21 protein-coding genes and 7 tRNA genes are annotated in these 21,083 nt (G+C 50.6%); 3 read left to right on the top strand and 25 right to left on the bottom strand.

Annotation, left to right across the window (positions count from 1 at the left end):
- Positions 1 to 135: 135 nt before the first annotated feature.
- The 14 genes from SPV1_RS12405 to SPV1_RS12465 all read right to left on the bottom strand — a co-directional run bounded on the left by SPV1_RS12405 (position 136) and on the right by SPV1_RS12465 (position 9,783).
- A complete protein-coding gene (locus tag SPV1_RS12405; protein ID WP_009851576.1) occupies positions 136 to 570 on the bottom strand; it encodes a DUF6908 domain-containing protein in 435 nt (144 codons plus the stop codon).
- Positions 571 to 883: 313 nt separating this feature from the next.
- Positions 884 to 1,621, bottom strand: coding sequence for a hypothetical protein (locus SPV1_RS12410; protein WP_009851577.1), 738 nt, complete (start codon positions 1,619 to 1,621; stop codon positions 884 to 886).
- Between the two features lie 57 nt (positions 1,622 to 1,678).
- Positions 1,679 to 2,347: a DNA/RNA non-specific endonuclease gene (locus SPV1_RS12415; protein ID WP_009851578.1), complete on the bottom strand. Its 669-nt coding sequence runs from the start codon at positions 2,345 to 2,347 to the stop codon at positions 1,679 to 1,681.
- A complete protein-coding gene (locus tag SPV1_RS14550; RefSeq protein ID WP_009851579.1) occupies positions 2,344 to 2,511 on the bottom strand; it encodes a hypothetical protein in 168 nt (55 codons plus the stop codon). The genes SPV1_RS12415 and SPV1_RS14550 overlap by 4 nt, the downstream gene beginning before the upstream one ends.
- Positions 2,512 to 2,832: 321 nt before the next feature.
- Positions 2,833 to 4,314: an AAA family ATPase gene (locus tag SPV1_RS14045; protein ID WP_009851580.1), complete on the bottom strand. Its 1,482-nt coding sequence runs from the start codon at positions 4,312 to 4,314 to the stop codon at positions 2,833 to 2,835.
- Positions 4,315 to 4,447: 133 nt separating this feature from the next.
- A complete protein-coding gene (locus tag SPV1_RS12425; protein ID WP_040881991.1) occupies positions 4,448 to 4,825 on the bottom strand; it encodes a hypothetical protein in 378 nt (125 codons plus the stop codon).
- 67 nt (positions 4,826 to 4,892) lie between these two features.
- Positions 4,893 to 5,075 (bottom strand): helix-turn-helix transcriptional regulator, encoded by a 183-nt coding sequence (locus SPV1_RS12430; protein ID WP_009851582.1) that lies wholly within the window; start codon positions 5,073 to 5,075, stop codon positions 4,893 to 4,895.
- 308 nt (positions 5,076 to 5,383) lie between these two features.
- Complete coding sequence (locus tag SPV1_RS12435) at positions 5,384 to 6,283, bottom strand: hypothetical protein (RefSeq protein ID WP_009851583.1); 900 nt, start codon at positions 6,281 to 6,283, stop codon at positions 5,384 to 5,386.
- Positions 6,284 to 6,456: 173 nt separating this feature from the next.
- Positions 6,457 to 6,533: transfer RNA gene (locus SPV1_RS12440), tRNA-Arg, on the bottom strand.
- A gap of 7 nt (positions 6,534 to 6,540) precedes the next feature.
- The gene (locus SPV1_RS12445) at positions 6,541 to 7,047 is read right to left on the bottom strand and encodes a DUF2155 domain-containing protein (RefSeq protein ID WP_009851584.1); all 507 of its coding nucleotides are present in this window, start codon (positions 7,045 to 7,047) and stop codon (positions 6,541 to 6,543) included.
- A 710-nt stretch (positions 7,048 to 7,757) separates the two neighbouring features.
- Positions 7,758 to 7,847: transfer RNA gene (locus SPV1_RS12450), tRNA-Ser, on the bottom strand.
- Between the two features lie 21 nt (positions 7,848 to 7,868).
- A tRNA-Ser gene (locus SPV1_RS12455) sits at positions 7,869 to 7,956 on the bottom strand.
- Between the two features lie 142 nt (positions 7,957 to 8,098).
- Positions 8,099 to 8,746: a peroxiredoxin gene (locus SPV1_RS12460; protein WP_009851586.1), complete on the bottom strand. Its 648-nt coding sequence runs from the start codon at positions 8,744 to 8,746 to the stop codon at positions 8,099 to 8,101.
- A 65-nt stretch (positions 8,747 to 8,811) separates the two neighbouring features.
- Entirely contained in the window at positions 8,812 to 9,783 is a 972-nt protein-coding gene (locus SPV1_RS12465) for a cation diffusion facilitator family transporter (RefSeq protein WP_009851587.1), read from the bottom strand.
- A gap of 29 nt (positions 9,784 to 9,812) precedes the next feature.
- Here SPV1_RS12465 and gloB point away from each other — a divergent pair, with 29 nt between their 5' ends.
- Positions 9,813 to 10,601 carry a hydroxyacylglutathione hydrolase gene (gene gloB / locus SPV1_RS12470; RefSeq protein WP_009851588.1) on the top strand — a complete coding sequence of 263 codons (789 nt, stop codon included), beginning with the start codon at positions 9,813 to 9,815 and terminating at the stop codon, positions 10,599 to 10,601.
- 58 nt (positions 10,602 to 10,659) lie between these two features.
- On the opposite strand, the gene SPV1_RS12475 is transcribed toward gloB, so the two are convergent.
- From SPV1_RS12475 to SPV1_RS12495, 5 genes are all read right to left on the bottom strand, one after another.
- On the bottom strand, positions 10,660 to 11,091 hold the full coding sequence (locus SPV1_RS12475; RefSeq protein WP_009851589.1) for a PilZ domain-containing protein: 432 nt from the start codon (positions 11,089 to 11,091) through the stop codon (positions 10,660 to 10,662).
- 156 nt (positions 11,092 to 11,247) lie between these two features.
- Positions 11,248 to 11,323 (bottom strand) — tRNA-Lys (locus SPV1_RS12480).
- Between the two features lie 43 nt (positions 11,324 to 11,366).
- A tRNA-His gene (locus SPV1_RS12485) sits at positions 11,367 to 11,441 on the bottom strand.
- 15 nt (positions 11,442 to 11,456) lie between these two features.
- Positions 11,457 to 11,533, bottom strand: a tRNA-Arg gene (locus tag SPV1_RS12490).
- Between the two features lie 44 nt (positions 11,534 to 11,577).
- Positions 11,578 to 11,654, bottom strand: a tRNA-Pro gene (locus tag SPV1_RS12495).
- A gap of 162 nt (positions 11,655 to 11,816) precedes the next feature.
- Between SPV1_RS12495 and hslV the strand changes: the two genes are divergently transcribed.
- Entirely contained in the window at positions 11,817 to 12,374 is a 558-nt protein-coding gene (gene hslV, locus SPV1_RS12500; protein ID WP_009851590.1) for an ATP-dependent protease subunit HslV, read from the top strand.
- An 8-nt stretch (positions 12,375 to 12,382) separates the two neighbouring features.
- A complete protein-coding gene (hslU, locus tag SPV1_RS12505) occupies positions 12,383 to 13,711 on the top strand; it encodes an ATP-dependent protease ATPase subunit HslU (protein ID WP_009851591.1) in 1,329 nt (442 codons plus the stop codon).
- Between the two features lie 211 nt (positions 13,712 to 13,922).
- Here hslU and rnhB read toward each other — a convergent pair whose 3' ends face one another.
- The 6 genes from rnhB to rpmI form a co-directional block, all read right to left on the bottom strand.
- A complete protein-coding gene (gene rnhB, locus SPV1_RS12510) occupies positions 13,923 to 14,480 on the bottom strand; it encodes a ribonuclease HII (protein WP_009851592.1) in 558 nt (185 codons plus the stop codon).
- A 75-nt stretch (positions 14,481 to 14,555) separates the two neighbouring features.
- Entirely contained in the window at positions 14,556 to 16,757 is a 2,202-nt protein-coding gene (locus SPV1_RS12515; protein WP_009851593.1) for a patatin-like phospholipase family protein, read from the bottom strand.
- A gap of 117 nt (positions 16,758 to 16,874) precedes the next feature.
- Positions 16,875 to 19,229, bottom strand: a complete 2,355-nt coding sequence (gene pheT / locus SPV1_RS12520; protein ID WP_009851594.1) for a phenylalanine--tRNA ligase subunit beta — start codon at positions 19,227 to 19,229, stop codon at positions 16,875 to 16,877.
- Positions 19,226 to 20,311, bottom strand: a complete 1,086-nt coding sequence (gene pheS / locus SPV1_RS12525) for a phenylalanine--tRNA ligase subunit alpha (protein ID WP_009851595.1) — start codon at positions 20,309 to 20,311, stop codon at positions 19,226 to 19,228. Before pheS ends, pheT begins: the two co-directional genes overlap by 4 nt.
- Positions 20,312 to 20,488: 177 nt before the next feature.
- Positions 20,489 to 20,845: a 50S ribosomal protein L20 gene (gene rplT / locus SPV1_RS12530; protein WP_009851596.1), complete on the bottom strand. Its 357-nt coding sequence runs from the start codon at positions 20,843 to 20,845 to the stop codon at positions 20,489 to 20,491.
- A 27-nt stretch (positions 20,846 to 20,872) separates the two neighbouring features.
- Positions 20,873 to 21,073 (bottom strand): 50S ribosomal protein L35, encoded by a 201-nt coding sequence (gene rpmI, locus SPV1_RS12535; RefSeq protein WP_009851597.1) that lies wholly within the window; start codon positions 21,071 to 21,073, stop codon positions 20,873 to 20,875.
- Positions 21,074 to 21,083: the final 10 nt, after the last annotated feature.

The following is a 21,083-nucleotide window of genomic DNA, read 5'->3' on the forward strand; positions in this document are numbered from 1 at the left end:
ACAGGTTTAGAGCCCGTCTTGGTCAGCGTATTCAACTCCTCCAGAGTAGGCTTGAAAGGGTCCACTTCGGCGTCACGGGTGCCAAATGCTCTATCCCAGTCCTGCTGAGTCCAGCCTTCAGGAAGGTCCTTGTCATCAATCGGCATCGCATACCTCCTGCTTCTGAGCGGCTTCAACAAAACCTTGGGCGATAAGATTCTTCGTCCACGTATCCAAGAACTTGTTCAAGCTCTTCAGCAAACTCATTTGCACCATCAGCTTCCCGTTATCATCGAAGAACAAACATTCTTGGTAGATACCCAGCCCATCGTTTTGGAAAGTCATCCCCTGAATGGTTTGCTTCTTGAAGCTGACAAGGAGCTGCATGTCTGGGTCTGCCATAACATCGCCATTCTGAACGTAGTTATGTGCAATACTGATAACCCTTCCGTACTCAGTATCTGCCAGCACATCCATGCTCAGCGGCATATAAGGCTCGTTGACGACCTTCCGGTGACCGCCTATATCCATTGATTCCAAATCAGGAAACACCTTCAGCAATCGTTTATAGATTCGTTCTTCTCGTGTCATATAGCCCTCCGTTCAGGCAATAGATATCTGTGCCGCAATTAAGCGGCTGAAAAAACAGCAAGTGGGTTGTGTCAGGCAAGCCTGAGAGAAGGATTTAAGTTGTATTACTCATGGGTTTGCTACCTCGTGTTTGGGAGCTGTTGTTACAGAAGCGCTCCAGTGATAGCTTCAATATCATAACAAAGATTGAGAAAAAGTCAATAAAAACATCGTTGTTTTTCAGTAGGTTACAAAAATATTTTGCTTGACTTTTTGGGAATGGCTCTATATCAACAATAAGAGCTAAGTATTAAGTTTGGAGAGAGAATACAGCTCACCTATTATAGTGCGAAAGAATCGAATCCCTGCACTCTGATAGCCACTTCTCGCTCGTCAGAATCCCATCAAAGTAACAGGAAAGAGCCGTATATTTTAAATCGAAACCGTCATTAGGAATCTTTTTGCTCTGTTGATAACCGTGATTGAGTCGCCATTGAACCACCTTCCAGAGGTGGGCATATGTAACTATAAAAAGCATCGACTTGTTTTGTATGAAATCATCAATCTCATATCGATTCTTACAGTCTCTCTCTAACAATGCTTTGACCACATCAATAACTACCCAAGCAATATCCGCTTGAAGTTTCTCTTTATCATGATGGTATTCTCTCATATCAAGCTGGCCCGCTTTTGCAGCCAGACATCGAATGTAATCCTCTGAGAACTCATTATTGTCTTCTATTAAACCTTGGGCCTTTGGCTCATGTTCGACCAACTCATCTTTTAACTGCTCTTCATTCAAACTCAGTAGGTACCTGAGGGTTTCAGTATACTCATGACAAACAACTTCATCAGAGGATGTTCGCAATCCGTTTTCAAGTTCACGCCTGACCAACTCTCCACGGCTATAAGGAACAACCACTAATTGAGGGTGTTGCCGAAGAATCTCCAAGTTCCTGTATAGCATTTGGTAAGGTCGTCCAGATTTAAAACACTCAACAACGAATTCATCGAGAAGAACAACTTGATTCCCTTCCTCCAAGAAGTCCCTCAACTCGTCGTCACGAGACATATTTACATCCAAGACTTTTCTCAAGTTACCGGCCTACACACATCAAAATATTCATGATTATTTTAAATCATTACAGTCTACTACATGGTCTCTCAGCTTATCACCTTTAATTTTGGCATTGCTGTCATTCTTGTAAAAAAAGCACCGCTCAAACCCATTGCTATCATATAACATTTTCCAGAACGCTACAGGATACGCTATCCCAGACTTCCGAAGCCTCTGCCGGTAATCACCATAGACTACACCATTAATTACCGTCACTGCCCCAAGCTTACTCGCCACTTGCCTCTCATATTTCTCCGCCTTCACCCAAGTTTTACGGTTAATATATCGGTACTGGGGAATAATATTAGCCATCGAATAAACCGACTTCAGCGACTGCTTACTCCAATCAAAACTGGCATCCGGAGCCAGATGCCCACGGTCTGCATGGAATTCATTGTGTGTATAATCAGAGGAAGTCGTCCTGTATTTCTTCGGAATAGATTTATCTGGATAGAACCTCGGACGCTTCTTGATATTGCCGGAGTTCACCTTGGAACCGTCAAGCGTATAGGCAACATATTTGGCACCTTTGGCACGGTAGTCATAGCAAATCTGATAATACCCCTTATCCAATATCTGGTCACAGTTCCTATCGTTAATGTAGTCCCGAATCTCTGAAGCTGACGCAATTCCAGCACCGGCAACCATCAGCATCGATAACAGCAATAGTAATCTTTTCATGATTTCTGCTCCGAATATGTTTTCTGGACCGCTCTGACCTGCTCCAGCAACTCTTCTTGTGAAAGAATACCTTTATTAATTAATAAACGAACAAGAGCTTCCTGTTCGATATGGTTCGACCAGCTTAGCTCTTCCCATGTTACCGTTTGGCGTTTATCTACCATGTATGCTCCTTATGTTATTACCGTCATTTCTTAATGATAACAATATATTTTCTTGATGTTGTCTGCGAGTTTACGAGCCAAATAACAAATCCCAAGAACATACATTCTTAACTCAATCAGGCGCTTCTCAGACTGATTGAGTTAAGAATAGGTCAAGCGTTACGCTTGCCGCCGGAGGCAGAATAATATTCCAAACTATTGTTTACTAAACTTTTCTCATCCTTTACACCTATGATGTTGTGTTAATTCCATTCATAGTGACAACTGTCCCATGTCCCTCTCTCTAAGGAGAGGGACAAAGGGACAATGTCACATCCCATATCATTTAATACTCTCAATAGCCTTTTTATTTAACCGTTCGACTGTTGATTTGCTGATACCTAAGATATCTGCTATCTCTCGATAACTTTTACCCTCTAACCTTAATTTAGATACCTCAAGAATATTTTTATCAATTGTAGGGTCTGATATATCCCATGTTCGAATTCCATCGATGCTGGTATGTAGTTCTGCCCTTATGGGTTTGACTGCACTACCAAAAGAATGTCTGGTTTTCTCAAATAGAATATCAAAACGTGCGCCAACATCATCATTTGCTGCATCATCTTTAATTGGTTTAAGGCCAATCACAATATCCATCACATCTTCACGTTTGCTCGTGCCCCTTTGCTTTCCATTTTTTCCCGCGTGATGGATGAAGATAATACTGCAACCTTGCGACCTCATATCAACCGCCCATTCTTGAATAGCCTTCCATGAAATCGCATCATTTTCAGAATATTCATTGCTACGACATAGGCTTGATATGTTGTCTATAATCACAAGTTTAATTTTCTTTTGACCAACAATATTGAATATTAAATGCCGCCCCTCCTCTGTTGATAAGTCAGGCAACCAAGGTGATATCTCAGGGGTTATCAACTCAAAGTTAATGTTGTTATCAGTCAATTTTTTGCTCGAAATGATGTTTGACAAGCGCACCTTCATATCATGTCCGCTCATTTCGCCATCAACATAAAGCACTCCTTCAGCACCGTGAGATTTCCATCCGAGACAGTCAGTTCCAGTTGCAACCGCCATCGCAATTTCAAGTGCAAGCTGTGTTTTACCAAGCCCTCGTTCAGCATAAATAATCGATAGGCTTTTATACAGCAGCCAGTCACCAAGAAGCTTCTTCCTTGGTTGAACCTTAGCATCCATAAACGCATGAATCCCTATACTACGAACACCTGTATACGTCTTAACGGTAGAATCAATATGCTGATTAAGGGCACCAATCACCGTCGAAACATCTTCAGTTTGGAACCACTGCTTGATACCTTGATTGTGTAAAAGATACCCGTGTTCGTCTCTCCCTTTTCTCACTGGGCAGCAAGTCACGCCAACCGCCACATCAATTACTTGGAAACGCAACGCTTCAGCAAACGTTTTAATATTTTCCATGATATCATCGTCATCACGCATTTGTGATTCGCACACAATCAGAATATTCTGAATTGAATATCTATGCACAACTTCAACTATCACAGGATTAACGCTGGATTCTTTTGTTAAAGCACCTCCATAAGCCTGCATAGCCCACGCTGAATCATCTTTCAGGGCCAGACATGGAAACCCATTCTCAATGGCTGCAAGAGCGTTATCAACGCCAACAGTAATCAGCAAGCTGGTATGCCCCTGACTCAGCACATATTCACATCCATCAGGGATACATACGTCCACTTCATTCTGATATAATAAATTTTCCTCTGCTTTAGCGCTATCGACAAGGCGCAGGGAACCCTCAGTTTTATATACTGACATTTTCAACTCCTTAAGATTTAGTTATTAAGGAAACCCGTTGACTTTTGCAGGCAGATTGAGGAAAATAGCGGTTCAAGAGGTCGCCAAACAACTTGAACCGCATTTCCGAACCCACCTCAAAAAGGTGGGTTTCTTATTTCACACTGTTAAACACCTTTCGAACATGTCGCTCTGAATTGCTGAACTTTGGAAGTTTTACAGGGAATATTGCTATATTCTTTGCATCCTCTCTGCTTATGCGAGTCACAAACCATCCTGATGTGAATCGTTCAATTCTTACAAACGTAGATTTAGGATAACCAAAATATGAACAAGCAATATGATGAGCATTAGTTAAATCAAACGTACTTCCAAGCCACTCTTTTTTTGGTGCCATGAGCCTAAGAACTGATTCAATATCAGAAATCAGAGGTTGTATATCTTCAGCCGTCATTGTCCTTGCCCAACTTTTTCCCTCAGCGGCCTTAATAGCCTTATTTAATTTTTTACTGTCCTTTACGTTTATTTTCATTTTATTCTCCTTATTTATCTTAATAGTTTGATGTGAAGAGGGTTTCCTCTTCGTGATTGATTGCTGATTAAGCATTGGATGCCTCCTTGCGTTGCTGAAGCCATTCGTCGATTTCAGCGGCATCCCAGCCAACTGTGTTGGCTGATAATTGAATGCGTTTGGGGAATAGCCCTTGCCTCTCCAATCTCCAAATTTGTGTCCGTGATAACGGGACACGTTTTTGCAATTGCGCAAATCGAATTGTTTGCATGTATTTCTCCTTTTAATGTTATATAAACAACAGCAGGTTTCGTGCTGTTCAGGGGGCCATTATGGGGAGGAGGGGTTCATGCGATAGAAGGTTGAGTACTCAACATACTATGCTTAGTACTAAAGCAAGCATTATGATATGTGGAAGTTTTTGATGAAAAAATAGTATTTAGGAAGGAGTTCTTTCCAAGATTTTATATACCAGAGAAAATAATTAAGTATTTGTCATTGTACCTAAGCAGAACCAAAATCGTTCAATAGATACAACAATTAATTATTCCCATTGCAGATTGTCAATGCATTATAATATCAAATCCATTTAAGTAAGTATTCCTTATCAGTGACAACCTGTTCCATCATCTTACTCATGGATTTATCCGTAGAAGCAAATGAGTTTAAGTCCATAAAGATTTTATCGCAAATCTCATCATTCGTTATATTGTTATTGCTCTTTCTCACTTCATCAGCCAAACGACAAGCTTCTTCTCTTATTTTTAAATATGGATTTATCCATGATGTATAGAGAGCCCCAAAAGGGTCGGGTGATAGAAATAAGCCCTTCTTTTTTGCGAACGACTGAACCTCAGAATGTATTTTCCCTGAAATACTACGTGGGCTTGCAGTGCTGGAATTATCTCTCTGAATATCAGCCAATCTAAGTGCTTCAGCCCTTAGAACATAGCTCCTATTTTCATGCCCCTTATATCCCCCAGACTGACCTTGCTTCTTTCGAGCCTCTTTAAGGAATCTATCAGATGGCAATGCATCCAACCCTCCATCTGAAAGAACGAAAGCAAAAAAGCCAAATAGAGAGCATTCATCACTTTCAACTGCCAATGTGTCAAAAAGTGTTTGATAAAGTGGCTTAAGTATCTTATCGCTAACCGGCCCATTAGTTTTCAAAGCTTCTTCAAGGATTCGCCATTCTTTTTTCTGAGCGTCCAGTGCCATAGAACTTCCATAGCCATAAAAATCCAAAAGAAGTCTCAAATAGCTCTTTTTTTTCCCATCATTAGTACATGGGTCTATTGAATATATGGATGCCCTAAGTATATCCTCATCATCACAGACAACAATTTCATCTGGTTCACCAATGTCAGAATTATCCACCCTAAAAGCAACCTTGGATGATTCCCGTTTAACTGTGGCAACACTTTTTAATTTCGGACAAACATCTGTGAATGGGTCTTCAGATTCTTCGTATGGCATAGCACTAATAATATCTGATGATTGCCAACACGCAAAGAAAACAAAAAGTTTGCACAGTTTTCAACTGAGTGACTGTAGAACAAAAAAGCATGTTGTTATTCAAAAGGGAACCCAAAAGGGAACCCATAAAAGAAAAAGGACTCACAGCCGAAGCTGTAAGTCCTTGTTTTATATGGCGCTCCCTGAGCGATTCGAACGCCCGGCCTTCTGATTCGTAGTCAGATGCTCTATCCAGCTGAGCTAAGGGAGCCTTGTTTTTAACCTTCGGTTTTTGCTGCGGCGCGAAGCGTAATGCCTTTCAACCAAACTTTCCACTCCGGATCGTCCAAACCAAATAATTCCGGAAACTCCTGAAACAACCAGCCACGGTATACTACCTTTCCGCCTCGGCTGATCTCCACGAGCGCGGCGGGATTATGCACATTTTCATCGTCGAGAAAAGTACTATTTTTAACACGCAAGCCGGAGGCCAGTCCCAGCAGGCGAATATGCCACCCTTCCACGTCAGCGGCATCGCCCAACGCCAGCTTGGTATGCACCAGATGCGTCGTGGATTTCTGCAACCAGACTAATTCCGCATCGCCCTGGCGCGCAGTTGCCCAATCAGGAACGGTAACATGCGATTGCACCGCATGCGGATCATCCGGAGCCTCCAGCGGCAACTGCCACTGAATCTTTTCCGCCTTCTGCTGCTCGCAACCACCATTGATGAGGATCACAGATGCGAGCAGGGCAAAATAACTGAGTTGAGAGATTCGCTTCATGCCGCAAAGCTAGCCGGGCGGAAATGAAAAGAAAGGGTAATAGAGATAAGGCGTGTTGATTCTGCGGTTTAATTAACCCCATGCAGGCAAAGCGTATCCTGTGGGCTTACGTAAATTCAAATAGAAGGATGATGTCAGAGGGTTTCTGCGCCCTGCCCCTGTGGTGCGCTCTCAAACAGCGGGATTATGTCGGGCTCCTGCCCTCCACCCCTGCGGGGCCGCCGCAAGTGGCGTTCGAATCGGCTATCCTGCCGATTCGTCGACAATTTTTCAGGACAGAAAAATTGCACGCCCTGCGCCCTGCAAGGGTGGAGCACATGGATGTGCGACATGACAATTTTTCAGGACAGAAAAATTGCACACTCCAGCGCCCGTATGGGTGGAGCACAGGATGTGCGACATGAACCCAATAGGGTTTATGTCAGGCTCCATGCCTTCGACCCTGCGGGCCGACCATACAGTCGTTCAAATTTGCTCCTGCAAATTTGTCGTCGCCCCTCCTCTTCAGGCATATAATAAAAAAGCGCACCATAAAGGCGCGCTATCTTTAAACAGGGATTGATTCGGGGCTCCTGCCCCTCACCTTACAGGCGGCCTTTCGGCCGTCTAAATTGGCTGTCCTGCCAATTTATCGAACCACAGGGCCGCATCGACACCTCTTCAGGCATATAATAAAAAAGCGCACCGTAAAGGCGCGCTTTTTTATTGTATGGCGGAGAGAGAGGGATTCGAACCCTCGATAGGTTTTAGCCTATACACCCTTAGCAGGGGCGCGCTTTCGGCCACTCAGCCATCTCTCCGTACGTGTACAATGTAATAAATGGCGGAAGGGGTGGGATTTGAACCCACGGATGGTTTCCCATCGCCGGTTTTCAAGACCGGTGCATTCGGCCGCTCTGCCACCCTTCCGTTTTATTAACCCGAATAAGGCTGACGCCTTCACTTCGGGCGGCGAAAGATAAACATGCTGTCCGCAGAAGGCAATGCCAATTACGCAAATGAAAAAAGCGGCCCCGCAGGACCGCTTTCTCACACATCTTGCGCCAGACTATTACAGCTTGTCTGACTCGCTTGCCAGGTAGGATGCAACACCGTCGGCATCAGGAACCATGCCCTTCTCGCCCTTGTTCCAGCCGGCAGGACAGACTTCACCATGCTCTTCAGTGAACTGCAGTGCATCAATCATACGCAGCATCTCATCGACGTTACGGCCCAGCGGCAGGTTATTAACTACCTGATGCTGCACAGTGCCATCCTTGTCGATCAGGAACGAACCGCGCAGGGCAACCGAACCACCCAGCAGGTGGACCATATCGCCATCTTCATCCTGAATGCCATCGTTATCAACCAGCACATCGTAATCAGCAGCAATCGTCTTGGTCAGATCTGCCACCAGCGGATAAGATACAGGACCGATACCACCGGCATTCACAGGCGTATTGCGCCATGCTGCGTGGGTAAACTGGGAGTCAACCGAACAACCGATTACCTGTACACCGCGGGATTCAAACTCCTTGATACGGTGGTCAAATGCAATCAGCTCCGACGGACATACAAAGGTGAAGTCCAGCGGGTAGAAAAACAGAACGACGTACTTTCCGTCATAGTCGGACAGTGAAAATTCTTCATTGATAGAACCGTCTGCCATCACAGCTGCAGCGGTAAAATCAGGGGCTTGTTTGCCAACCAATACACTCATGGAACTCTCCTTGGGGATTATAAATTGAAATGCAATAATAGAAGAAACGAACGGCGAGCACCACCCTAAGCTTTATCCGGTTTATCCTCCGGTGTGGCAAACTCGATAAATATATGTCGGGCTTCGGGCGCCTGCCTGCTCACCTGATCTTCCAGCCCACGCCGGATCATGTCCAGCTTGCGCATAAAACGAATGGCCCGGCTCACTTCATCAGCGCTCATATCGGCAAAGATCGCCTCTTCCCTGAGCTCAACCTCGGCCATCAGCAGGGTGTCATCGGGAGAGAGCACAATACTGTTCACCCTCTGTACATGCTGCACCTGCCTGTCTGCCTGCCAGACGCGGGCGGCGATGTTATTCACCTCATCATCCGACCTGTTCAGCAGATATTTGCGATTGATCGAGGCCAGAAACAGGGCCAGCACCCCCATCATCAGGCCGATACAGATGGCCGCAACGCCGTCGAACATGGCAGAGCCGGTCCATGCCGCCAGCCCCATACCGATCAGTGCAACCATCAGTCCGAGCACAGCCACGCTATCCTCAATCAATACCGCCAGCGTGGTCGGATCACGTGTTTCAACAAAATAGGTACGCAGCGGTTTGCCTGCTGCCCCCGCCTGCTGCCTGAACTCCGTCAGCGCCACGCCCAGGGAGTAACCCTCAGCCAGAAACGAAACGCCGATAATCAGAAACGGAATCCAGGAGAGCTCCGGCTGATGCGCATCATGCAACTGCTCCACGGCATGCATAATGGTGTAACCGCAGCCGAGAAAGAAGATGGTGACGGCCGATACCAGATTCCAGAAGTAACGCTCCTGACCGTACCCGAAATGGTGCTCGCTATCGGCTTTGCGCGTAGAGCGGCGCAGCCCCAGATACAACAGCCCCTGATTGGCGGTATCCGCCAGCGAATGTACAGCCTCGGCCAGCAACGCGCTCGAACCGGAAACAAAGAAACCGAAAAATTTGGCCATCGTAACCAGACTGTTGCCGGCTAACGCCGTCAGAACGGTCCTGGTAGAACCATGTGACATACTACCCTCCGGGAGGTTAAACTCTCCGCATGCTCTCATACAATCACAGCAATTTCACCGTTCACCAGCTGCCTGTACTCAAGGACAACTATATCTATCTGATTGAAGCGCATGCTTCCAGTGCACTGATTGTCATTGATCCGGCCGAAGCAGTCAGCGTACGGCGCGCATGTCGCGAACTGGGCAAGCCGCTGACTCATATTTTCAACACCCACCATCACTGGGATCACACCGACGGTAATCAGTCGCTGAAAAAGGATTTTGGCGCAGTTGTTATCGGTGCAGCCCACGATGCAGAGCGCATACCGGGCATCAACCTGAAAGTCAGTGAGGCATCTCCGCCGCTGGTGGATGGACTCAATATCCGCGTACTTGATGTTGCCGGCCACACGCGCGGCCATATCGCCTACCTGCTGGATGATGCACTCTTCTGCGGCGACACACTCTTTGGCGCCGGTTGCGGGCGCCTGTTTGAAGGCACGCCGGCACAGATGTGGCAGAGCCTGCAAAAGATCGCGCAGCTCGACGGCAATACCCGTATCTATTGCGCCCATGAGTACACGCTGGCCAACCTCGCATTTGCCGTCATGGTTGATCCGGAGAACAGTACACTGAAAGAGCGGCTGGCACGTGATAGTGAGAAGCGGCAGCAGGATATCCCCACAATTCCATCCACCATCGAGATTGAAAAAGCGACCAACCCGTTTCTCAGGCCGCTGGATGCGGCATTTCTGTCCGCTTACGCAGCCGGAAAAGCGGTTAAACCCGAAGCATTAGCTGTATTTACCCATATCCGACAACAGAAGGATCATTTCTAGGAGCGTCTGTTTATAAAAAGAAGAGTCTGCTTAATAGTATAAAGCGCTGCGTCCTGGATCAACGCCCCGGCGGATGCATGATCAGCGCGTGCTGGCTGATAATATCATCGAGTTTGGCAACCTGATCCTGACTTTGCTGATCAAAACGAAGACCGACGCCATCCTCTTCTTTTCGTACCACTTCACCCGTGAGCCTCACCGGATTCGGTGCGGAAATAAACGTCAGTTCAAGACTGACCTGTTCGCCAAGCTCAAAGTCGGCCAGCGTTTCAACAAACACGCCGGTGCCGCTGATATCGCGGGCATGGCCATAGTGCGCCCCCTTTGATGAGGAAAAGTGAAGCAGTTCATTATAGGACTCGCGCGGAGAACGGCGCACATCCTCACGCCAACTGGCAATCAGACTCAGCAGTTGCCGCTCCTTCTCCTCCGGCAACCGCTCGGCCAGCGATGTCAGCTCTTCGATGATATTGGTATCCGTCTTCCCCATAGTCGCTACGCTAGCATGGATAGCATAGCCATTGCTACGATCAGAAAAGAGGTTATTTCCGGGAGTGAAACAGCGACGGCGTGCAAGATTCGGGATGACATATCCGGAATAAAGTGAGAATAAAAAAAGGAGCCCCGAAGGACTCCTTTTTATGCATGGTGGGCCGTGTTGGACTCGAACCAACGGCCCGCTGATTAAGAGTCAGCTGCTCTACCAACTGAGCTAACGGCCCATGCTTCGGCGCGAATCATAGCGAATCATCGCATCCGTGCAACTGGGGTGGACGAGGGGACTCGAACCCCCAACCACCGGCATCACAAGCCGGGGCTCTACCATTGAGCTACGTCCACCAGACTTCATCATGGTGGTGCGCCTGGCAGGAATCGAACCTGCAACCTACGGCTTAGAAGGCCGTTGCTCTATCCGGTTGAGCTACAGACGCTCGCCAGTCACGCTAAAACAAAAAAACTCCACAACAGTTCTAAATGGTCGGGGCGGGGTGATTCGAACACCCGACCCTCTGGTCCCAAACCAGATGCGCTACCAGGCTGCGCTACGCCCCGATTATTTAGACCCTCTTGCGAAGGCGGCGGACATTAGGCATCCGTGCGCCTTTCGTCAATCCCTTAATTTGCATTCGAATAAAATTGACAGTGATAGCTGCTGACGAGCCACGCTTACACGGCTAGCATTGTCTGCTGTAGTTCAACTTGAGAGGTAAAGCTATGGCTGGAATTTCCATGCGCGGCACAACCATTTGCTGTGTACGCAAAAATAGTGAGGTCGCGATAGGCGGTGACGGCCAGGTCACACTGGGAGACACCGTCGTCAAGCATGGCGGTCGCAAGGTTCGCTCGATTCGCAATGGTGCCATCCTGACCGGCTTTGCAGGCTCAACAGCCGATGCAATGAATCTGTTCGAACGTTTTGAAGCCAAGCTCGATGAGCATGGCGGCAGCCTGATGCGTGCAGCCGTCGGCCTGGCCAAGGAGTGGCGCACGGATAAATACCTGCGTCAGCTCGAAGCCATGATGATTGTTGCCGATGCCGACAATACGCTGATTATTTCCGGTAATGGTGATGTACTGGAACCGGACGACGGCGTCGCAGCCATCGGCTCCGGCGGCGCTTATGCCAAGGCTGCAGCCACGGCTCTGGTTCATCACAGCGAACTAAAAGCCAGCGACATTGCCCGCGAGGCGATGCTGATTGCCGCCAACATATGCATCTATACCAACAGCAATATCACCATCAAATCCATTCCCGAGGAGAATCAGGCTTGAGCCATACGATGACACCACGCGAAATTATTTCTGAACTGGACCGCTATATTGTCGGCCAGCATGATGCAAAACGGGCGGTAGCCATCGCCCTGCGTAACCGCTGGCGCCGCCAGCAGGTGCCCTCACCGATGCGCGAGGAGATCACCCCGAAGAATATCCTGCTGATCGGCCCGACCGGCGTCGGTAAAACGGAGATTGCACGCAGACTCGCACGACTGGCCAACGCCCCGTTTATCAAGGTGGAAGCCACGAAATTCACCGAAGTGGGATATGTCGGTCGCGATGTAGAAACCATAGTCCGCGACCTGGTCGACACATCAATCAAGATCGTACGCGAAGAGCATCTGACCCGCGTCCAGATTCCTGCGGAGAAGATGGCCGAAGAGCGTCTGCTCGATATCCTGATTCCGCATTCGGTCAATCCCAACGGCCCTGCCGTAGCCAGCAGCCCTGCCGGCAACAACGATTCGCGGGAAAAAATGCGCCACAAGCTGCGTCTGGGCGAGTTGGATAACCGTCAGGTCGAAATTGAGGTAGAGCAGACGCCGAGCATGCCGATGATGCAGGTATTCCCCAATCAGGGTGGCGATGGCGGCATGGATCTGCAGGAGATGCTCGGCGGCATGATGGGCAAGCAGAGCAAGCCCAAACGCATGAGCGTTGCCGATGCGATGAAAATTATTCAGCAACAGGAGGCCGATCGCCTGCTCGATGAGGATGCGATCAGGGATGAGGCGATCAATCGGGCGGAAAACGACGGTATCGTCTTTCTCGATGAGATGGACAAGATCACCCATCGTGGCGGAACCGGCGGCGACGTTTCCCGCGAAGGGGTTCAGCGCGACCTGCTACCGCTGGTTGAGGGCACAACAATCAACACCCGCTACGGACATATTAAAACCGATCATGTGCTGTTTATCGCCTCCGGTGCATTCCATCTGGCCAAACCTTCCGATTTGATACCGGAACTGCAGGGACGCTTCCCGATCAGGGTCAATCTGAATGCACTGGGTGAGTCGGAGTTCAGACGTATTCTGGTCGAACCGGAATCATCCCTGACCCGCCAGTACGCAGCACTGTTACAGGCGGAAAATGTCAGCATCAGCTTTACCGATGAGGGCATTGCGGAGCTGGCCCGTATTGCCGTACTTGTGAATGAGAAAACCGAAAATATCGGTGCCCGACGACTGCATACACTACTGGAGCGCGTACTCGAGGATATCAGCTTCGAGGCTTCAGATCGGGGCGGAGAATCTATCGAGGTTGATGCAGCCTATGTGCTCGCCCAACTGGGTGAAATCAGCGCCGACGAGGATCTCTCCCGCTACATACTATAAGGCAGTTCACCACGGAGGACACGAAGGACGCAGAGGAAAAACATAATAAGAAGGGTGGATGTCACTCTCTTTCCGGGCGCACTACCTTATAAATAATCTGACAGCATCAAATATATAATGCTTTCCCCTGCGTCCTTCGTGTCCTCTGTGGTAAAAGCTTTGAACTAACGCGCGCCGGGAGTGCCGGCGCTTGCTCCTCTGTGGTGAGAGGTTACAGCAGTTTCGTAACCGGAGCGAACGAGCGGCGATGAGCCGGGCACGGGCCATGTTCACGCAGGGCATCCATATGCACCTTCGTGCCATAGCCCTTGTGTTTGGTGAACTGATAGCCGGGATGGCGGACGTCGAGCATGGCCATCAGCCGATCCCGCACCACTTTGGCAATGATTGAGGCTGCGGCAATCTCCTGCACCAGATCATCACCTCCGATAATCGCCTCGGCAGGCATGGTCAGATCCGGAATGCGATTGCCATCGACCACGACTCTCACCGGTCGCACAGCAAGCCCTTCAACCGAGCGACGCATCGACAGCATCGTCGCATGCAATATATTCAGATGATCAATCTCCTCTACCGTAGCCATCGTTACCGTATAGGCCACCGCATGCTTGCGGATATGGTGATAGAGTTTCAGGCGCTTCTTTTCAGCCACCTTCTTGGAGTCGCGATATTGCCCCAGATACGGGTCATCCGGCGACAAAATCACCGCTGCCGTCACCACAGGCCCGGCCAGCGGCCCACGCCCTACTTCATCTACACCTGCTAACATTGATCATCCCTTGCCTGCTATTGGTCAGGGAATCTATGCGACATCAGAGCGGTTACAACAGCGCATCCGCATCTCTCAAAACGGCACTTCCAACCCTTTATCTTCGGTCACCCGCAAGCCGATCTGGTAACCCAGTTCACGATAGGCCTCAAACTGCTTTTCATCGAAGAACTGATCGGCAGTCGTTTCATCCGGAAAGTCGGGGTGCGCATTTTTGTAGCCGTAAATATCTTTGGGAAGCCCCTCTGTCATCGTGGTCTTGATATATACCAGCGTACCGGTCGAACCGTCGTCGTAACAGATATTGCCCTTGATATAGCCCTGCTCAGCTGTTTCAACGGCATACCGGTTTGCCAGGTTACCGTGCTCATCGCGTACGGGCGTCGGACACATCTTCAGAAACGACTTATCCATGATGATATCCGTGCCGAAATCAACCCGTACCTTCTCCACAACATTGCTGAAATCGGCAAAGCTGTAATCCGGGTCCGCCGCCCCGTCGCATACCACAATGATTTTCACCCTGCGCCGGATCAATTCATAGATCGCCAGATTCTCAAAGTGACCACCGTCGGCCAGATGTACAAAGGGGCCCTTTTCATCCATGCGCGAACCGCTTAATTCGCGCCACCCCTGCATAAACCAGTTCGGATAACAGCCAGCGGACGTTTGATCAGAGCCGCCGGATGTGTGATCAAACCGTCTGGGATTCACCGCCCAGTAACCCAGCCGCACATTAAACAGTGCCATCAGCAGGCCCACACTCACATTACGTAACAGCCCTTCCCCGCCGGGTGCACCATGCGGATCCGCCGCAGCCCCCGAAATGGCCATGGCCGTAGGCAGAGACATCATCCCTGCCATATACTCTTTTGTACCGCGCCAGCCGGTCACGGCATTGCCACAGTAGAGTGGAGAGAAGATGAAGTTATCACCGCCACGAGCACTGAGCTTCATGTATTTCGAGCCCTTGGTCACCATATTGGCATTGATAATATGGTAGGGTCCATCAGCGGGATTCGACGGATCAGCGGAGAACTGACACATATCCGACAGCATCGCATTATTGGCAAGATCGGCCCGATCCAGTGAGCCGTTATGAAATAGCGCATTCACATCCGGCATAAACAGCTCCATCAAGCGATCGCGGTAGTATCGGTGAATGGAGATATGATTGATATTGGCGCGCAAGGCCAGCTGATACGGGATCACGGTCAAAAGCAACACGGCAAACAGTGCAGCAAATGATCCCTTAACGACTGCCGCTGCCAGAGCAACACCACCCAGATAACTCACCAGCAGAATACCGTAGATCAACAGCGTTGCCGCAACCGGCCCCAGCAGACCCAGCGGTATTTTACCTTCATCTTTTCCCTGAGATTTCATAATGGCGAAAACAGAGCTGACAATGCCGGCAACAGTAACAGACGAGGAGATCTGAAGCTGAAGGTAGTGGGCGGCAAGCGGAATGGTGCCAAGCACGGCCAGCAGAGCGGTAACCACTAATAATCTTCCCGCATACTCGTCGTATTGCCGTCGCAATGCATAGGCCGAGTCGCTATCGCGCTTCTTGCCGCTACGTATGCCAAAGTAGATGTTGATCACCAGCATAACTGCAAGGAGCAAGCCGGAAAGCAGCAGGGTTGGATTCATACCATCATGAAGCAGCCCTGTCAGGGAGAGTATACCCATCAGCACAACAAGCGGACCGCCAAAGACCAGCAGACTTAAAAAAGCGCCGCGCAGGATTACCGCCAACAGCGATGCCATCGAGATGCCGTGACCGGGCGTCAGGTATTTGCTGTGCTGCCGCAGATAACGCATCAAGCGTTTGGAGCGATCATATTTATCCCGTTCGGTTGTACTTTTATCCGGCGCCTTGGGCTGGTCATGGAAACGGAAATAGGGAAAATTCTGCTCGGCATCAAATCGCAGCGGCTTGCCGTTGCCATCACTCCAGTTCCGGTGCAACAGCCAGGTCAGGGATGCGCCGATATAACCGCCGCCGGAGACGGTCGAGAGGTAGTGAAACTGCTTGAGCCACCCCTTCTCGGCCAGCGCCTGCATCACGCCGAGGCTGAATGTGGAGGAGCGGATACCGCCGCCGGAAAAAGCCAGGCCGAAGAGATTTTTCTTAAGCGTTGCGAAATCCTGCTCCACACCCGCTCTTTGCTGAATATGTTCAAGCTCTGCCTGCAGCAGTTTTTTATCGAAATCATCCCCGCGAATATAATCGCCGGGATCATTTTCAGTGCCGCCTTTTTCAGATACACCCATCGCTTGCCTCCCCCGGATTGGTTACAGAGGAGATATAGACGATCAGACAGGCTTGCGCAAATGCAGACCCGGACAATCAGGGCGGACTATTAATCCACCCTGTTGTCCCACAAAATCCTAGCGCAGGGCTGCGCCGAAGCGTTTATCCATGGCCGCAATAATGGCCGATGAGGCGGCATCGGAATCGGCCTGCGTCAAAGTACGCTTGCCATCCTGCAGCGTGAAGCGGATACCGAGACTAACCTTGCCCTCCGGCACACCTTTGCCGTCGTAGAGATCGAAGATACGAGCCTCCGTAAGCAGCTTGCCACCTGCACTCCTGATTGCATTGAGAATCGCATCGGAGGCTGCACCTCTATCAAACAGGAACACCAGATCGCGCTCCACACCGGGAAACTCCGCCAGCGGTACAAACTTCGCCTGCTTACCTGTCGGCAACAGATCCAGATTGATCTCGGCCACAAACACCGGTGCATCGATATCAAACTGATCGGCAAGATCAGCATCCACGCGGCCGATACGACCGGCCTCAACACGCCCGACCATGATTTTTGCACTCTGTCCGGCCTGTAAACCCAGTATGCTATCATCGGCGATAAAGCGTCCACTCAAACCACGCAGCGCCAACCAGCCGTCCACAGCACCCTTGAGGTCAAAGAAATCTGCCGCACGCGCATGGCCGTACCACTGATCCGATTCCACCTCGCCGGTCATCAGCCAGGCCAGCACATTCTCTTCATCGTGGCCGCGATCACTGCGCACATAGGTACGTCCCTGCTCGGCCAGAGCCACGCCCGGTTGCTGCCGGTTCAGGTTACGTTTGGCGGTATTGAGCAAACCAGGCCAAACCGAACGACGCATCACGCTCATCGCATCGGAAATCGGGTTGGCCAGTGCAATATCCAGTCCGTCATCGGCTACAAACAGGCGCTGCTCCCCGGCCGAAATAAAGGCATAGGTCACCACCTGCAGAAAGCCACCGGCTACCGCATCATGAATCGAGCGATCCGTTTTTGCCGGTGCCGTTGTCGCCAGCGGCGGCAACAGCGTCGGAATCGCATCAAAACCGATCACACGCGCATACTCTTCGGAGAGATCCTCAGGGATCGACACATCATGGCGGAATGACGGCACCGTCACCTCCAGCGCATCCCCCTGTCGCGACAGGGTAAAGCCCATACGTGCCAACACTTCATCGGTAGCCTGTGGGATCTCAACGCCCAAACGGGATTCCAGCCGGGAGAGCGAACAGAGCACTGTGCGATCTGCGTTAATCGCTGTCGCATCACCACACACAGCAATCTCGCCTGCCGAACCGCCAAACAGGTCAATAATCATTGCCGTGGCCTGCCCCATCGCCGTGGCAACCATCAACGGATCGACACCACGCTCAAAGCGCATCGATGCCTCGGAGACCATGGCATAAGTACGGCGCGTTTCGCTGACCCGCGCAGGACGGAAAAAGGCTGATTCCAGTACAATATTCGTCGTCACATCACTTACACCCGACGGCTCGGAACCCATAATGCCGGCCAGAGCTATGACACTGGAATCATCACAAACCACCAGATCGCCGGCATGCAGTTTCAATTCACGCCCGTCGAGCGCAGCAAACGCCTCGCCACTTGCAGCCGCACGAATCGCGATATCACCGCTCAACTTGTCGGCATCAAATGCATGCATCGGCTGGCCCATGGTCAGCATCACATAATTGAGCACATCAACGACGCCATTAACCGGACGCATACCGGCCATGATCAGAGCGGCCTGCATCCACTCCGGCGAATCCGCCAGACTGATACCGTTAATGGCTCTGGCCATATAGACCGGACAATCCTGCGCGGCTGTAACCGTCACAGACGGCGTGGCTACCGCCGCATCGATCGCTACAGCGGCCGGTGTAACATCGGTAAACGGCAGGCCGGCATCGGCTGCCAGATCACGGGCGATGCCGCGTGCATTCATACAATCACCGCGATTAGGCGTGATGGAGAGATCAAACACCGCCTCTTCCAGCGCCAGATATTCACCTACCTCGGCACCCACCGGCGCATCGGCCGGCAGAATCAGCAGGCCGGCTGACTCATCGGCCAGACCCAGCTCAACTTCGGAGCAGCACATACCGCAACTAACCTCGCCGCGGATCTTGCCTTTTTTAATCACCAGACCGCCCGGCAGGCTGGTACCGATCGTGGCCACCGGCACCTTGTCGCCCTCACCCATATTCGATGCACCGCAAACGATATCCAGCGCTTCCGCCTCACCGATCTCCACCTTCAACAAGCTCAGCTTGTCGGCGTCCGGATGCGGCATCTTGGAAGTAATCAGTCCGACGCGCACACCTTTCACCGCAGCGCGCGGCAGCTCTACAGCCTCAACCTCATGACCCAGTCGTACCAGATCATCGGCAATCTGTGCCGGAGTAGCCGTCAACGACACATAAGTTTTCAGCCAGGAAAATGGAATTTTCACTTGCTCACCCCCATCCGGCGCAGGAATCGGACATCGTTTTCAAAGAACAGGCGCAGATCGGGAATGCCCTGCTTGAGCATAACCAGTCGCTCCACACCAAGCCCGAAGGCAAAACCGGAGAATTCGGAGGAATCAACGCCAACCGAGCGCAGTACGTTCGGATGGATCATGCCGGAGCCCAGCACTTCAATCCAGCCGCTACCCTTGCAGATACGACAACCCTTGCCGGCACAGAAAACGCAGCTGATATCGACTTCGGCAGAGGGCTCGGTGAACGGGAAGTAGTGCGGACGCAGACGAATACCCACATCCTTTTCAAAATAGGTGGAGAGAAAATGTTTCAGCACGCCTTTCAGGTGCGCCATGGAGACATCGCGGTCCACCTTGAACACCTCCACCTGATGAAACATCGGCGAATGGGTTACATCGTAGTCGCAGCGGTAAACACGACCCGGTGCCACAACCGCCAGCGGCGGCTCGCCGTTTTCGGCCAGAAAGCGCTTCATCGTGCGAATCTGTACCGGTGACGTATGGGTACGCAGCAGCATCGGCTCGGCATCATCGCCGTGCGTCAGCTCTTTAAGGAAAAAGGTATCGTGCATGGCGCGAGCCGGATGCTCGGGCGGTATATTCAGCGCATCGAAGTTATGAAACTCGTCCTCGATCTCCGGCCCTTCGGCTACGGCAAAGCCCATCTGTGCAAAGATGGCAGTGATTTCATCCAGCCCCTGCTGCACAGGATGCAGTGCACCGGGACTCTTGTTACGACCGGGCAGGGTTACATCCAGACGCTCCGCTTCAATGCGCGCAGCCTTGCCTTTGAGTGCCAGCTCCGCCTCACATTCGTCGAGTGCTGCCGAGAGTGTCGCTTTAGCCAGATTTACATGCTGGCCGATCACCGGCCGCTCTTGCGGCGGCAGTTTCCCGACACCCTTGAGCACCTCGGTCAAAGCCCCTTTCTTGCCCAGATAGTGAACACGCAGCTGCTGCAGTGCGGCCGAATCTCCGGCTGCTGAAAAGGCTGCCAATGCCTCGGACTGCAGTGATTCCAGCTGAGCTTTCAGCGCATCAATCTCGCTCATAATCCCAAACCCCTTTGGTGAAAGCTTTTGACTCTTTTCTCTGTCGTACGCCGGAAATACCGCCGCTTGCTTCTGTAGTGAAAGACCCTGAAAAACCAAAAGGCAGGACTGCGTGAACAGCCCTGCCTTTGATTTCATCACATCATCGCCGGCGTGTTAAAACCGGATACGTGTTGTTTACTGAATCTGTGTGCGAGCTGTTTCTACGAGCTTCGCAAAACCCTCTGCATCGCGAACTGCGATATCAGCCAGAACCTTACGATCCAGATCGATACCGGCCAGTGTCAGGCCGTGCATGAAACGGGAGTAGCTCAGGCCATTTGACTTGGCTGCAGCATTGATACGGATAATCCACAGGCTGCGGAAGTCACGCTTTTTGACCTTACGGTCACGATAAGCGTACTGACGCGCCTTATCGACGGCCTGGGTGGCAACGCGGAAGCAGCTCTTGCGACGACCACGGTAGCCCTTGGCTGCCTTGATTACACTCTTGTGGCGCGCATGCGCCTGTACACCGGATTTAACGCGAGGCATATATCTCTCCTAACCTAATAACTATTCTTAGCCGCGGCCTGGAACTAAACGTTCCAGCGCTTTTGCATCAGAACCGGAAACCAGTTCTGTACCACGCATATTGCGTTTACGCTTGGGCGACTTTTTGGTCAGGATATGACTCCCGAAAGCCTTGTTGCGCTTCCATTTACCGCTTCCCGTTTTGGAAAAGCGCTTGGCAGCACCACTGTTTGATTTCATCTTCGGCATTGTCCTGAAC

The organism is Mariprofundus ferrooxydans PV-1 (assembly GCF_000153765.1).
GTDB lineage: Bacteria > Pseudomonadota > Zetaproteobacteria > Mariprofundales > Mariprofundaceae > Mariprofundus > Mariprofundus ferrooxydans.